A 14,630-nucleotide genomic window follows, 5' to 3' on the forward strand; every position below is an offset into this window, starting at 1 on the left:
TAATCAAAAGTTAAATGAAGAACAATATATAAGTTTTAACTATGACGACTTTAAATCAAACGGTACCATCATATATTTTATATACGCTCATTGTACTTCCATTCGGTTTATCAACAACTGTTAGTGCAGCAACTAAACTGGTTGAACAAACTGAGAATAATATTCCCAAAGCGGAAACATCAAATCAAGAAAACTTCTTAGACTATATTCCTAAATGGGTAGATGCGAGCCCCACCATTCTTCCTGAACAATCTGATCAATCTATTGTTCCTCCAACCGCTGAAACTGAGAATAAAACATGGGTTGATCGTAAACAGCGTGATATTCGCAACTGGGCTGATCGAACCTCGGTTAAGATTGATGACTGGTTTGGTGATGTCGACCCTGAAAAACCAGCTTCAGCAACGATTCGTTTTATGTTGGACAATTATTGGAATGAATATGATAACTATGAAGTTAAACCTCGTATTCGAGGAAAAATCAAACTTCCAACTTTAGAAAAAAAACTTAGCTTAGTTTTTGGTGATGATTCTCTAGATGACGAATTTCAAAATAATATTGCCAATACCAATACACAACCAAATCAAGATCCAAATAAAAAACTTGATTCTAAACAAACACGTGACAGCAATGGCTCTCTTGCATTACGTTGGTCTAATTTTTCCAAAAAACTACCATTTGATACAGATGCAGATATTGGTATTCGTTCTGGTGATGATGTTTACTTACGTCTAAGAGCTGAGAAGCACTGGGATTTACACAATGATTTCCACTTTAATGCTGAACAAATCTATCGATATGGTAGTCAAAGTGAGAACTATTTGCGTACAAATTTAGAATTGATACATGCTCGACCCAACCAACCTTTTCTTTCAAATCAATTCAGTTTAACTTACGCTGACAAGCAAGATGATGATTTGTTATGGGACAATCGAATTTTCCGCCAACACAAATTCTTTGCGCATAACAATTTTAATTACGGTCTCTATACAGGTGGCTATTACAACAATAATGACTTACGTCTAAATAGTTGGGGGCCTTTTGTTTCTTGGAGACAACCTTTATGGCGTGAGTGGTTCTATGTACAAGGTGATCTCAACTATTTCAATGATCATCGTTCAGATCGCAGTCATTTCGTTAGTACTTTCGTTCGTCTTGAAACCCTATTCTAAATTCATTTAAATGATCTAAATGCTCAGTTTAAATTTAGATTGAGCATTTTCACTTTTAAACAATCTTATAAAATAAATAATTAATTAAGCTTTGATTGTTATTATTTGATTCTTTAATTTTTCTTTTATGCATGAATCATCGATACGCCATACTTGTGTATGTTTTGATTATAGGAAATCTATATTTAGCTTACCTACTGCTCCCCTTTTTTCCTGTTTTGAGCCCAATCAATAGACATCATACGCATCTTGCTCATCAATCTTTTTTACAGCCACATTCGCAAATACATCGTGTTTTAAAATGTAATGCTGTGATTACAGATGAAGCTCAAGAAGTCATCAACAATCAACAACTTGCCGATGAACTTATGCAGGTTTTTGGTCATGACACTTTATGGCAACGTGCTCAACAAACTCAACCGCCTAAAAAACTAGGCAAAAATACCAAGCACAATGCCCACAAAACAATTCCCACGCCGAATCCACTCAGCGCAAGCTGGTCAACCATTTCTAATTTATTGCCCTTTCATAATGATCTAGATTTAGGGTCAAATTCAGATACAGATATTTATGTCCAATTTCTAGCAAAGAAAAGCTGGATCTTGCATTCAGGGCTACGGCTCAATACAACTCAAATCTTTCGTTACGGTTCAAGCAGTAAAAACTTTGCCGAAACCTACTTAGATTTAACCCAAAAATTTCAGCAAAAAGCACAAATTTCCACGCAATTTAACTTTTCTAAAACTCAAGACTCAGAATATGTATGGAGTAATCGCACTTTTCAGAAATTAGATCTGTTATCTCAAAACAATCTCAGCTATGGAATTTTGAGTACAGGTGATTATGAAAACAAGGCGCTTCGTGTGAATGAGTGGGGGCCATATTTTTCTTGGAAAAGACCAATTTGGCGTAATTGGGTCTTTATGCAAAATGACATTAATTATGTAAACATGCCAACGAGTGAACAAGGATATTCTTTCAACTATCAAATGAAGTTTGAAGCACAGTTTTGATCAAAAGACCAACACAACTGTGGATAACTTAAATGTTATCCATAGATATAAAAAACCTCTGCCGAAGCAGAGGTTTTTAGGTCAAATCACTTATTGTAATAACAAGCTGTTGATACGTTTTACATAGGCTGCTGGATCTTCTGGTAAGCCACCTTCAGCAATTACCGCCTGATCAAAGATCACATTCGCAAGATCATCAAACTGTGCAGAGCTTTCTAATTTTTTCACCAATGGATGTTCTGGATTGATCTCTAAAGTCGGCTTGATTTCTGGCACAGCCTGTCCTGCTTGTTTCAGCATACGGATCAGTTGCGGAGAAAGTTCACCCTCACTCGTTACCAAACATGCTGGTGAATCAACTAAACGCGTCGTAACACGCACTTCTTTGGTTTTGTCTTTTAACGATGTCGTTAAGCGGTCCACCACAGGCTTGAACTGCTCAGCCGCTTGTTCTAAAGCCTTTTTCTCTTCAGCATCCTGTAAGTCACCAAGATCAACAGTGCCTTTAGAAACGTTTTGTAGTGGCGTACCATCAAACTCAAAGACAAAGTTCATTGCCCACTCATCCACACGATCTGCCATGAGCAATACTTCAATACCTTTTTTCTTGAATACTTCAAGTTGTGGCGAATTTTTCGCGGCTGTAAGGTTATCAGCAGTCACATAGTAAATCGCTTTCTGCCCTTCTTTCATACGTGCTTTATAGTCGGCAAATGAAGTCGAGATTTCATCATTGCTAGAAGTTGCATAACGCAATAATTTCAAGATACGCTCACGATTACCCGTATCTTCGCCTAAACCTTCTTTTAATACCGAACCAAATTCAGTATAGAAAGCTTTAAATTTCTCTTGGTCTTTCTCATCTTCCGATTTTGCCAAGCCATCCAGTAAGGTCAATACACGACGCGCATTACCTTCACGAATGGTTTTTACATCACGGCTTTCTTGAAGTAATTCACGACTGACATTTAATGGTAAATCAGCACTATCGACCACGCCTTGTACAAAACGTAAATAGTTTGGAATGAGGTTGTCTGCTTCATCCAAAATGAATACACGCTTCACATACAATTTGATGCCCGCTTTTGCTTCACGTGTAAACAGATCTTGTTTGGCTTGACTTGGGATATACAATAATTGCGTATATTCAGTGCTACCTTCCACGCGGTTATGCGCCCATGCCAAAGGCTCTGCAAAATCGTGGCTCAGGTTTTTATAAAACTCGATGTATTGCTCATCAGTGATTTCACTCTTATTACGTGTCCATAACGCACTTGCTGAGTTAATCGCTTCCCATTCATCCGTCTGCACCATCTGACCGCCTTTCGGTTCTTCACCTTCAGCGACTTCTTCCTCTTGCCACACTTCTTTTTGCATTTCGATTGGCAAACTGATGTGATCTGAATACTTATTGATGATTTGTTTAACTTTCCACGACTCTAAATAGTCGAGTGCATCATCACGTAAATGCAAGATGATATCGGTACCACGGGTTGCTTTCTCAATCGTTTGAACTTCGAACTCACCTGTACCGCCACTGATCCAACGCACACCTTCAGCAGTCTCTAAGCCAGCGCGGCGTGATTCAACCGTAATTTTATCGGCTACAATAAATCCAGAATAAAAACCAACACCAAATTGACCAATTAACTGTGCGTCGGCTTTCTGATCACCACTTAACTTTGACATAAAATCTTTAGTGCCCGATTTTGCAATCGTACCAAGATTCTCTATCGCCTCTTGTTGGCTCAGGCCAATACCATTATCAGAAATAGTTAAAGTTTTATTCTCTTTATCCAAGCTCACACGAACATGCAAGTTGGCATCATTTTCATAATATTCAGGGTGATTAATCCCTTTAAAACGTAACTTATCGCAAGCATCCGAGGCATTTGAAATCAGTTCACGTAAGAAAATTTCTGGGTTGGAATACAGCGAATGTGTCACCAAATGTAATAACTGAGCAACTTCAGCTTGGAAACTATAATTTTGTGCGACTTGTTCACTCATAAATCACTCCTTATCTTGAGGTTTATATATTTGGAATGATTTATGAATGGTGCATATCTTGAATATTTCAATCCTTGTGTTTTATTTTTTCAGTTAAAAAATGCACAAAAGAACAATTAGAATGGTCCTTGGCTCAATATACGTGTTTGTAGAAGTTGATCCAATTGCTGTTGTCTTTGCGCATAAGCACGACGAAGACAGGGAGTATTTGCTGCACATGAATTACGCTGTTTCAACCATTGGAATTGCTTATCTTTTTCTGCATCACGTCCTCCCATAGGGAGTGCGTGCAAAATAATCTGGTAAGTTGTTGCCAGTTTTACATCTGCATCATTTAAACCAAGATCGTTACAAATCTGTTGTTCCGATTTTAATTTTGCAGCTTTGCATGGGAAACTGGCGGCATGGGTTTGAGATAAAATGAGTAATGGCATAAGAAATAATGCTGAGCTGAATAATTTTTTCATCACCGATCACAACTTATTAAAAACTAGTTCTTAGCTTACCGCACGCTCTGTTTCAGGCTTGTATCTGTTTTATATTACGATTGCAAAATAAAAAACCTCACGTTAAGTGAGGTTTTTATTAGGATCTAATTTAGAACTTATAACTATAACCCAAGGTATAAACTACAGGGTTAAGATCTAAATCAAATTTAGTTCCATCAATTAACTTCACTTCAGGACTGATGTCTGCATAACGGACATCCATATATACACCCCAGTTTTTCGCATCTGCTGGTTGGAAGTTAAAACCCAGTTGACCTGCAAATCCATAGGCATTTTTCACATCATCAGCAACACCCTTTTCATGCCATGCAATGAATGCTGTACCACCAACGCCAATATATGGTGTAAAACGACTTGCGTTTTTAAAGTTATATTTTGCTGTAATGGTTGGTGGCAACTGGCGAACACTCGCCACTTTTTCACCATTTAATAACACATCATGATTAATTGGATTTGCTAATAGAATTTCCGCTGAAAATGGCGTATCTCCAAAGAAATATTCAACCGACGGTGTAAATGCAAATTCATAATCACCTTTGACTACCGCATCTGCTTTTAGAGTTGTATCTGCCGTTGGATCAATTAAGCTCGCACCGACCTTAACCTGAAAACCACCTGCAAACGCAGTTGATGATAACCCCAATAATGCAACAACTAATACATTTTTTAGCATTTAAACAACCTCTTTTAAAAAATTATGTTCTTGTTCAACATAATAAACACGTGTTTTTACATTATGCAATACATATTAATTCCAACCTTTTTGATTGATTTTGTAATATATTGAATAATAAAAAAATATATTTGTTAAAATATGTAATAAAAATAATTCAGACCAATTTAATCAACTTAAATCATTATAAAACCTAGTATTTTTATCAAGATTTATTATTTAAAATTTAGCTGAAGTTTTTAAAAAAATAAAATTAAGATTAATTTAAAAATTAAATTACATATAAATTTCTATTTAGAATATATTATAAAATTAGATTAAAAAACAGACAAAAAATGTCACTTCTTGATATTTTTTACACTCAACAAAAAAGGCTCATATTGAGCCTTTTTATTATAAAACCATTGCTGCGATCCAGCCAAAAATAAGTAGCGGGATATTAAAATGTATAAATGTTGGCACTACAGTATCCCAAATGTGATCATGTTGACCATCTACACCTAGTCCTGCTGTAGGTCCTAATGTTGAATCTGAAGCAGGTGAACCTGCATCACCTAATGCAGCAGCAGTGCCAATCAATGCAATTGTTGCTAAAGGTGAGAATCCAAATTGTACGCAGAGTGGCACATAAATCACTGCCAACACAGGCACACTTGAGAAAGATGAACAAATACCGATCGTGACAAACAGGCCAATAAATAGCATCAAGAACGCAGCTAAAGCATGATTATCACCAATAATATGTACAACGCCATTCACTAGATGAGCAATGTCGCCTGTATGCGTCATGACTGAAGCAAAACCTGCCGCAGAAATCATGATAAAACCAACTAAGGCCATCATCCGCATCCCTTGCACAAACACATCATCGGCTTCTTGCCATTTAAAGATGCCAGAAGCGGATAACACAGCAAAACCAACAAGACCACCTAAAATCATCGAACCTGAATACAACTGTGCGACTAAAGTTAAACCGATTGCAAGTAAAGCCATGAGCATGGTTTTTTTGGAAATATAAGGTACATTTTCAGCTTCATGCTTCAACTCTTCAGCATCCACCTTGAGGTCATATTCAGCTTGTGTTGTTGCTCGTAGTGGTTTATCCAAATCAATGCTTGTAACAGGTGAAATTGATCGATCAACATATTCACGCGGCTTACGATAACTAATAAACACAGCGACTAAAGTACCTAAAACCATACCCAAAACAGGTATCGCCATGCCCATAGGCATCATGCCACGTTCTACATGCAAACCATATGCAGCCCCAATCTTATTGATATTTCCCATCAAAATTTGTTCAAGGAAAATGGCACCAAAGCCCACAGGTAAGAATATATATGTTCCAACTAAACCCAACGTCAGTACACATGCTGCCGCACGTCGATCAAGCTTGAGGTGATTCATCACTTTTAACAATGGCGGAACCAATACGGGAATAAAAGCGATATGAACTGGGATTAGATTTTGAGAAAAAATTGCAGCGATGAGTAAAATCGTTAATAAAAGATATTTCACTTTTTTTTCTTGATTTTTACTGGCTTCCATTCCTAATAAACCAATCAATTTATGTGCAAGTAAATCTGGTAAACCAGATTTAGATAATGCTAAGGCAAAAGCACCTAGAACAGCATAAGCCAAAGCAACTTCAGCACCATCTCCCAATCCTGCATTAAAAGCTTCTACAGTTTGAGAAAGGCTCAGTCCAGCAACCAAACCACCAATAATGGCTGATATGACCAAAGTGAGAACAACAGAAACGCGTGCCAGTGATAAAATAAACATCACGGCAATCGCAATTACGACAGCATTCATGGACAAAATTTAGGAGCAAAAAGAAAGGCGACATTCTAGCAGATTCATTGTATAGAAGCTGAAAATGTCGCCAAATTGCAATCTGTTTTAAGTGATTTTTATTTTGATTAATCCGCTAAAGCCTTAAACAGTCTGGCGTTTTACAAAATGACGGATTAGTTCAGCAATTTTGGTTGGCTGACTTAGAACTGCCCAGTGATTGGCATCAAGTTCAACATATTCAAAGTTTTCAACCCATTTTGGCATCGATTCTGTAATGTACTCTGGGCTAACAAATGCATCGCGTTTTAATACAATTGCCTGTACAGGACATTGAGCATAGCGTTGGCGTGGTTGAGTCAGTGAAGGAATAAAGTTAGCACGATACAGATTAATACCGTATTTACCATCTGACACAATATTTGCATTTAATGGCAAGTTTTGTTTTTTCTCTAAGCCACTTAAAATCTTCCCCCACTTTTCTGGACTAAAGAAAGTCCATACAGTTGGTGCAACTAATGGTAAATGGAAAGCACCAATGTACCAAGATTTAGTCAGCATTTTCAGTACATTACTTGGCGCAGATTTAAACTTTTCACGCAAATATAAAGAAGCATGATCCAAGCAAGGACCTGAGATTGTTGTATAAGATAGTAAACGGCCTTTTAACTTAGGTTCAGTTGCTGATTCCCAAGACTGTAAAGAACCCCAGTCATGCGCTGCCATATGGAAATTGCGGTTGGGTAACACTTCATCAACGACTTCTTGCAAATCCAAAGATAAACGCGGTAATCGATAGTCTTTAATACGCTTTGGAATTGATGACAAACCTGCACCACGTACATCGTAAGTAACGACATAATAGTCATCAACCAATTGCTCAATAATCGGCTCCCATACTTCCTGATTATCGGGATATCCATGTACTAACACCAATGGTGTTTTCTTTTCATCACCCCATGTTTTGACACAGAGGCTTTGTTGGTCAGAAGTGGTTACTGTTTTTACTTGTGCTTGCATAATTCTTTCCCATTTTATTTTCTATCGGCTTGGTTATAAAACAGCCATTGCCAGCGATGCACTAAAAATGATACTTATGGAGTATGAATAGAGTTGCAAGAAAAAAAATTGACCATGAAAGACTTTTTCAAAAAAATTCGAACCATTCCAGCGATTTCTAAATTTATGCTGAATCACTATTCCCCTTATCGTGGGGCAGGCATTGCAATCGAAACATTTGATCTTGATCGTTACTTCATTCGTGTCAAAATGCCGCTGACTAGAAAAAATCGTAATATTGTCGGGACACATTTTGGCGGCAGTTTATATTCGATGGTTGATCCCTTTTATATGCTGATTCTCATGCATCATTTAGGGCATAAATATATTGTTTGGGACAAAAGTGCTTCTATTAATTTCCTGTCACCTGGTCGTAGTGAGGTCGTTGCCGACATTAAACTGAGTAAAAATGAAATTGATGAAATCAAACGATTATCAGAAAATTATGAACCTGTTTTACGTCATTACACACTCAATATTTTAGATGATGCAGGAACACGAATTGCAGAGGTTGAAAAAATTTTATATATACGCCGGAAGAAGCCCAAAGCAAGTTCTTTGGGATGAACCTAAATATAAAATGCCTGCAAACCATAGCAGGCATTTATTAAAACTTTAATTCATATTACTTTTTCTTTTCTTGGATTGCAGCTCCTGCGCCACCACCGATTGCACCACCAATCGCTGCACCAGTATCGCCACCAAAAATAGACTTACCAATTACAGAACCAATACCTGCACCAATTGCACTACTTGTGGTTGAATTACTACTACCACCCTTGGCATTTGCACCTACACCAGCACCTGCTGCTGCACCTACACCCGCTCCTAAGCCACCACCTACATGATTACCAACACCACCACCAACTGCACCACTCAATGCTGCTGCACCAATACGCTGATCAGATGCGCTCATGTTTTGGCAGCCTGTAAACATTAAAGTAGATAATACTAATGTTGAAATTAAACCAATTGTTTTTTTCATATCCAAAACTCCTCAATTTTATAGTCTAAGCATAATCTGATTTTTGTTAGAAAATAATCAGATTATGTAATTGCTCTAAGTGCATTCTTTTCTTTTTGTAATAAAATAAACTAAATGGAAGAATATTTGATCAATACAGTACTACACTGTTGATTGAATTAGGTTATTAAAAACGAAGTCAAAGTTCCAATCTAATCAGCATGAAAACAAAATGTGTGACTCAATGTAGAAATACAATTTAACAGGGGCGAAAAAATGACAAGATTTATGCTATCCATGTTGATCTTGATGAGTTTGAATTCAGCAACTCAGGCAAATTTTTTCAAGTTCCAAACATTAGCAAAAGTAGAATCACTTAAAAATATTGCTTACGGTCATGATTCCCAACAAATGATGGATATCTATTTCCCATCTAAACCACACACCGATAATAATCTAGCTCCAATCATCGTTATGGTGCATGGTGGTGCTTGGAGTATCGGTGATAAAAATAATGCTGCTGTAGTGAAAAATAAAGTCGATTATTGGGGTAAACGAGGGTGGCTTTTGATCTCCGTTAATTACCGATTAGTTCCAAATGCAACCGTACAGCAACAGACTCAAGATATATCAAACGCTTTACTCTATATTCAAAAACATGCAAATGATTGGCATGCAAACTCAAAACGGCTTATTTTGGTAGGACATTCTGCTGGTGCACATTTAGTTAGCTTGGTTACTGTACGGCCCTCGTGGTTAACTCCACAACCGCAACCTTGGCGAGCAACCATTGCCTTAGATAGTGCTGCTTACGATATCGAAAAGATCATGCAAAATCGGCATGCTCGATTTTATGATCGAGCCTTTGGTCAACAACCTGAGAACTGGAAAGCCCTATCTCCGATCTTACAACTACATCAAAGTTTACCTGCATTTCTCGCTGTTTGCTCAACCACTCGCCCTGATCAACCCTGTATACAGGCTCAACAATTTATTCAGCAAGTACAAAAACTTGGGACATCCGCACAATTATTATCACTCCCACTTTCACATCGTGAAATAAATAGATCTTTGGGAGAAGATAATAAATATACACAACAAGTGAATCACTTTATAGAATCCCACTAATTTATACCTATGAAAACTTAGTTTCGTTTTCTAAATACAATCATTTTGCTATTTTCAAACATAAAAAAGGCACCCTAAGGTGCCTTTTTTAATTCGTTAAGACTTAGAACTGATCTGAGTTTAATGCTTGACTAAATGCTTGATCAACTTCACTGAAATCATTGTGAAGTTCAAATTCAGCAGCTTCAGATTCTTGACGACGACGTTCTAAATGATACGCAAGACCCGTACCTGCTGGGATCAGACGACCTACAACAACGTTTTCTTTCAAGCCGCGTAAATCATCTTCTTTACCTGTTACAGCAGCTTCAGTTAACACGCGTGTTGTTTCCTGGAACGATGCAGCAGAGATGAATGAGTCAGTAGAAAGCGACGCTTTGGTGATACCCATCAATTGACGTTCAAACTTCGCTGGGAACTTGTTCTGAGCCAAGACAGCTTGGTTCTCTTGAACAACGCGGATGTAATCCACTTGTTCGCCTTTGATGAAGCTTGTATCACCGCCATCAGTGATATCAACTTTACGCAACATTTGACGTACAACAACTTCAATGTGCTTATCGTTGATTTTTACACCTTGGAGACGGTAAACGTCTTGAACTTCGTTCACGATGTAGTTGGTTAATGCAACTTCACCTTTCAAACGCAAGATGTCATGTGGGTTTTGTGGACCATCAGAAATGGTTTCACCACGGTTCACATGTTCACCTTCGAACACGTTAATGGTACGCCATTTTGGAATCAATTCTTCGTAGATCTCAGAACCATCATCAGGGCTAATCACTAAGCGGTTCTTACCTTTAGTCTCTTTACCAAAGCTCACAACACCTGATACTTCTGCAAGAATCGCGTGTTCTTTCGGTTTACGTGCTTCAAATAAGTCAGCTACGCGTGGAAGACCACCGGTAATATCACGGGTACGTGAAGTTTCTTGTGGTACACGACCAAGTACATCACCCACACCAATCGTTGCGCCATCACGAACGGTTACGATCGTATTTTGAGGTAAGAAGTAGAATTGTTCGCCACCATCTGTTGTATCCAACACAATTGCAGGACGTAAATCTTTACCAGAAGCAGGACGAGCTGTTACAGGCAAGATTTCAACAGTAGTCATACCCGTTGCATCATCAGTTTTCGATGTTGCAGTTACGCCATCAGCGATCTGGCTGAAACGCGCTTTACCAGCAACTTCGGTAACAAGTGGATGTGTATGTGGATCCCAAGTCGCCACGATACCGCCAGCTTCTACAGCTTCACCATCTTTCAACAAGATGCTTGCACCGTAAGGAAGTTTATAGCGCTCACGCTCACGACCTAAATCATCCGCAATACCGATTTCACCTGAACGTGAAACTGACACTAAGTGACCTTTGGCATGTTGTACAGTTTTCACGTTATGGAAACGTACAGTACCTTTGTTACGTACTTGAACACTGTTTGCAGCAGAAGTTCGGCTTGCAGCACCACCCACGTGGAAGGTACGCATCGTTAACTGTGTACCTGGCTCACCAATTGATTGTGCAGCCATTACACCCACTGATTCACCTGGGTTCACCAAGTGACCACGTGCAAGGTCACGACCATAACAACGCGCACATACACCGAATGTCGATTCACATGCAATTACTGAACGTACTTTAACTTCATCGACACCCGCTTCTTCAAGCTCAGCAGCAATTTTCTCGTCAATTAACGTACCACGTGGAAGTACAACTTCATCATCAGATGCACGACGTACATCTTCAGCAGTTACACGACCCAATACGCGATCGCGTAATGGCTCGATCACGTCACCACCTTGAATGAATGGTGTCATCACTAAGCCACCCGCTGTACCACAATCAGATTCAGTAATAACTAAATCTTGTGCTACGTCTACAAGACGACGAGTCAAGTAACCAGAGTTCGCAGTTTTCAATGCGGTATCGGCCAAACCTTTACGCGCACCGTGTGTTGAGATGAAGTACTGAAGTACTGTCAAACCTTCACGGAAGTTTGCTTTAATTGGGGTCTCAATGATCGAGCCATCTGGCTTCGCCATCAAACCACGCATACCAGCAAGCTGACGAATCTGCGCCGCACTACCACGGGCACCCGAGTCAGACATCATATAAATTGAGTTGAATGACTTCTGTTTCTCGTCTTCACCTTGTTTGTTTTTCACAAGGGTATAAGACAAGTTGTCCATCATCGCTTTCGCAACTTGGTCATTGGTACGAGCCCAAATATCGACCACTTTGTTATAGCGCTCACCCGCAGTAACGAAGCCTTGTTCAAACTGTTGTTCGATTTCACGAACTTCAGTTTCAGCTTTGTCGATAATGGTGTGCTTATTTGGTGGAATCAACATATCTTCCATACCGACTGATACACCTGAACGCGTCGCTTGACGGAAGCCCAAATACATCAATTGGTCAGCGAAGATAACGGTATCTTTCAAACCAAGTTTACGATAGCAAGAGTTGATTAACTTCGAGATGTTTTTCTTGGTCATCTCAAGGTTGATCGATTCAAAGCTTAAACCTTGTGGAACAACTTCCCATAACAAGCAACGACCTGGTGTTGTATCAACAATGATGGTTTGCTTTTCATGGTTACCGTTTTCATCAATAACAGTTTGGTGTACACGTACTTTTACACGCGCATGGATCGCAACTTTACCCGTTGCCAACGCACGGTTAACTTCGTGTGTATCCGCAAACACCATGCCTTCACCTTTGGCATTTACCGCATCACGTGTGATGTAGTAAAGACCCAAGACAACGTCCTGAGAAGGAACGATGATTGGCTCACCGTTTGCAGGTGACAAGATGTTGTTGGTTGACATCATCAACGCACGCGCTTCTAACTGTGCTTCAAGTGTCAATGGAACGTGTACCGCCATTTGGTCACCATCGAAGTCGGCGTTAAACGCAGCACATACGAGTGGGTGAAGACGGATCGCTTTACCTTCAATCAGAATAGGTTCAAATGCTTGAAGACCTAAACGGTGAAGTGTTGGCGCACGGTTCAACATGACTGGATGTTGACGAATTACAGAAGCAAGAACGTCCCAAACTTCTGGGGTTTCACGCTCAACCATTTTCTTCGCAGCTTTAATGGTTGTTGCCTGGCCAGATGCTTGTAGTTTCGCGAAAATAAATGGCTTGAAGAGTTCAAGTGCCATCTTCTTCGGAAGACCACATTGGTGAAGACGTAAAGTAGGACCTACGGTAATTACCGAACGACCAGAATAGTCAACACGCTTACCAAGTAAGTTTTGACGGAAACGACCTTGTTTACCTTTGATCATATCTGCCAAAGATTTCAATGGACGTTTGTTCGAACCTGTAATCGCACGACCACGACGACCGTTATCAAGCAACGCATCAACAGACTCTTGTAACATACGTTTTTCGTTACGTACGATGATGTCTGGCGCAGCAAGGTCAAGAAGACGCTTCAAACGGTTGTTACGGTTAATCACACGACGATATAAATCGTTCAAGTCTGAAGTCGCGAAACGACCACCTTCAAGTGGTACAAGCGGACGTAAGTCTGGTGGAAGTACTGGCAGTACGTTCATCACCATCCATTCAGGCTTATTGTTCGAGTCTTTGAATGCTTCCATCAATTTCAAACGCTTAGACGCTTTTTTAAGTTTCGTCTCAGACGTTGTTTGTGGAATTTCTTCACGTAAACGCGCAATCTCAGCTTCAAGATCGATATCTTTTAATAAATCCTGAACTGCTTCTGCACCCATTTTCGCAGTGAATTCATCACCGTGTTCTTCAAGTGCATTGTAGTATTCTTCGTCTGTTAAAAGTTGATACTTTTCAAATGGAGTCATACCAGGATCAGTAACAACATAAGATTCGAAATACAATACGCGCTCGATATCACGTAGTGTCATATCAAGTAGTAAACCGATACGGCTCGGTAATGATTTCAAGAACCAGATGTGTGCAACTGGAGAAGCAAGGTCAATATGACCCATACGCTCACGACGAACTTTTGCAGTTGTTACTTCAACGCCACATTTTTCACAAATGACGCCTTTATATTTCATACGCTTGTATTTACCACACAAGCATTCATAATCTTTTACTGGACCAAAAATTTTGGCACAGAACAAACCGTCACGTTCAGGTTTAAAAGTACGGTAGTTAATGGTTTCAGGCTTTTTAACTTCACCGTGAGACCATGACTTAATCATCTCTGGTGACGCAAGACCAATACGGATACGGTCAAATTCAACAGGTGCATGACCTTCTGAATCCGTTTTCTTACGCATGATATCGAGCAAGTCTTTCAATTTTTTTCTCC

The 14,630-nt window shown here is 39.2% G+C and carries 11 protein-coding genes; 4 read left to right on the forward strand and 7 right to left on the reverse strand.

The genetic code is table 11. From position 1 onward, the window contains the following. Positions 1 to 41: 41 nt before the first annotated feature. Together ACN19N_RS14180 and ACN19N_RS14185 are read left to right on the forward strand one after the other, a co-directional pair. Positions 42 to 1,172 (forward strand): hypothetical protein, encoded by a 1,131-nt coding sequence (locus ACN19N_RS14180; protein ID WP_420001601.1) that lies wholly within the window; start codon positions 42 to 44, stop codon positions 1,170 to 1,172. A gap of 131 nt (positions 1,173 to 1,303) precedes the next feature. Then, positions 1,304 to 2,185: a selenocysteine synthase gene (locus tag ACN19N_RS14185; protein WP_420001602.1), complete on the forward strand. Its 882-nt coding sequence runs from the start codon at positions 1,304 to 1,306 to the stop codon at positions 2,183 to 2,185. Between the two features lie 90 nt (positions 2,186 to 2,275). Here ACN19N_RS14185 and htpG read toward each other — a convergent pair whose 3' ends face one another. The 5 genes from htpG to ACN19N_RS14210 form a co-directional block, all read right to left on the reverse strand. After that, complete coding sequence (gene htpG, locus ACN19N_RS14190; protein ID WP_420001603.1) at positions 2,276 to 4,195, reverse strand: molecular chaperone HtpG; 1,920 nt, start codon at positions 4,193 to 4,195, stop codon at positions 2,276 to 2,278. 116 nt (positions 4,196 to 4,311) lie between these two features. After that, positions 4,312 to 4,662: a lysozyme inhibitor LprI family protein gene (locus ACN19N_RS14195; RefSeq protein ID WP_420001604.1), complete on the reverse strand. Its 351-nt coding sequence runs from the start codon at positions 4,660 to 4,662 to the stop codon at positions 4,312 to 4,314. Between the two features lie 130 nt (positions 4,663 to 4,792). Further along, positions 4,793 to 5,377 carry an OmpW/AlkL family protein gene (locus tag ACN19N_RS14200; protein ID WP_420001605.1) on the reverse strand — a complete coding sequence of 195 codons (585 nt, stop codon included), beginning with the start codon at positions 5,375 to 5,377 and terminating at the stop codon, positions 4,793 to 4,795. 393 nt (positions 5,378 to 5,770) lie between these two features. Next, positions 5,771 to 7,192: a Na+/H+ antiporter family protein gene (locus ACN19N_RS14205; protein WP_420001606.1), complete on the reverse strand. Its 1,422-nt coding sequence runs from the start codon at positions 7,190 to 7,192 to the stop codon at positions 5,771 to 5,773. Between the two features lie 123 nt (positions 7,193 to 7,315). Further along, positions 7,316 to 8,191, reverse strand: a complete 876-nt coding sequence (locus ACN19N_RS14210) for an alpha/beta fold hydrolase (protein ID WP_269238943.1) — start codon at positions 8,189 to 8,191, stop codon at positions 7,316 to 7,318. A gap of 114 nt (positions 8,192 to 8,305) precedes the next feature. Between ACN19N_RS14210 and ACN19N_RS14215 the strand changes: the two genes are divergently transcribed. Then, positions 8,306 to 8,797, forward strand: a complete 492-nt coding sequence (locus tag ACN19N_RS14215; RefSeq protein ID WP_420002398.1) for a DUF4442 domain-containing protein — start codon at positions 8,306 to 8,308, stop codon at positions 8,795 to 8,797. Between the two features lie 58 nt (positions 8,798 to 8,855). Here ACN19N_RS14215 and ACN19N_RS14220 read toward each other — a convergent pair whose 3' ends face one another. Further along, entirely contained in the window at positions 8,856 to 9,215 is a 360-nt protein-coding gene (locus tag ACN19N_RS14220; protein ID WP_420001607.1) for a DNA transfer protein p32, read from the reverse strand. A 255-nt stretch (positions 9,216 to 9,470) separates the two neighbouring features. On the opposite strand from ACN19N_RS14220, the gene ACN19N_RS14225 reads away from it, so the two are divergent. Next, positions 9,471 to 10,322 (forward strand): alpha/beta hydrolase, encoded by an 852-nt coding sequence (locus ACN19N_RS14225; RefSeq protein WP_420001608.1) that lies wholly within the window; start codon positions 9,471 to 9,473, stop codon positions 10,320 to 10,322. A 103-nt stretch (positions 10,323 to 10,425) separates the two neighbouring features. Here the strand turns inward: ACN19N_RS14225 and rpoC are convergent, their stop codons facing one another. Further along, positions 10,426 to 14,619 (reverse strand): DNA-directed RNA polymerase subunit beta', encoded by a 4,194-nt coding sequence (gene rpoC / locus ACN19N_RS14230; protein WP_269229017.1) that lies wholly within the window; start codon positions 14,617 to 14,619, stop codon positions 10,426 to 10,428. Between the last annotated feature and the right edge of the window lie 11 nt (positions 14,620 to 14,630).

Source organism: Acinetobacter sp. LF10, from assembly GCF_048585715.1.
Taxonomy (GTDB): Bacteria; Pseudomonadota; Gammaproteobacteria; order Pseudomonadales; family Moraxellaceae; genus Acinetobacter.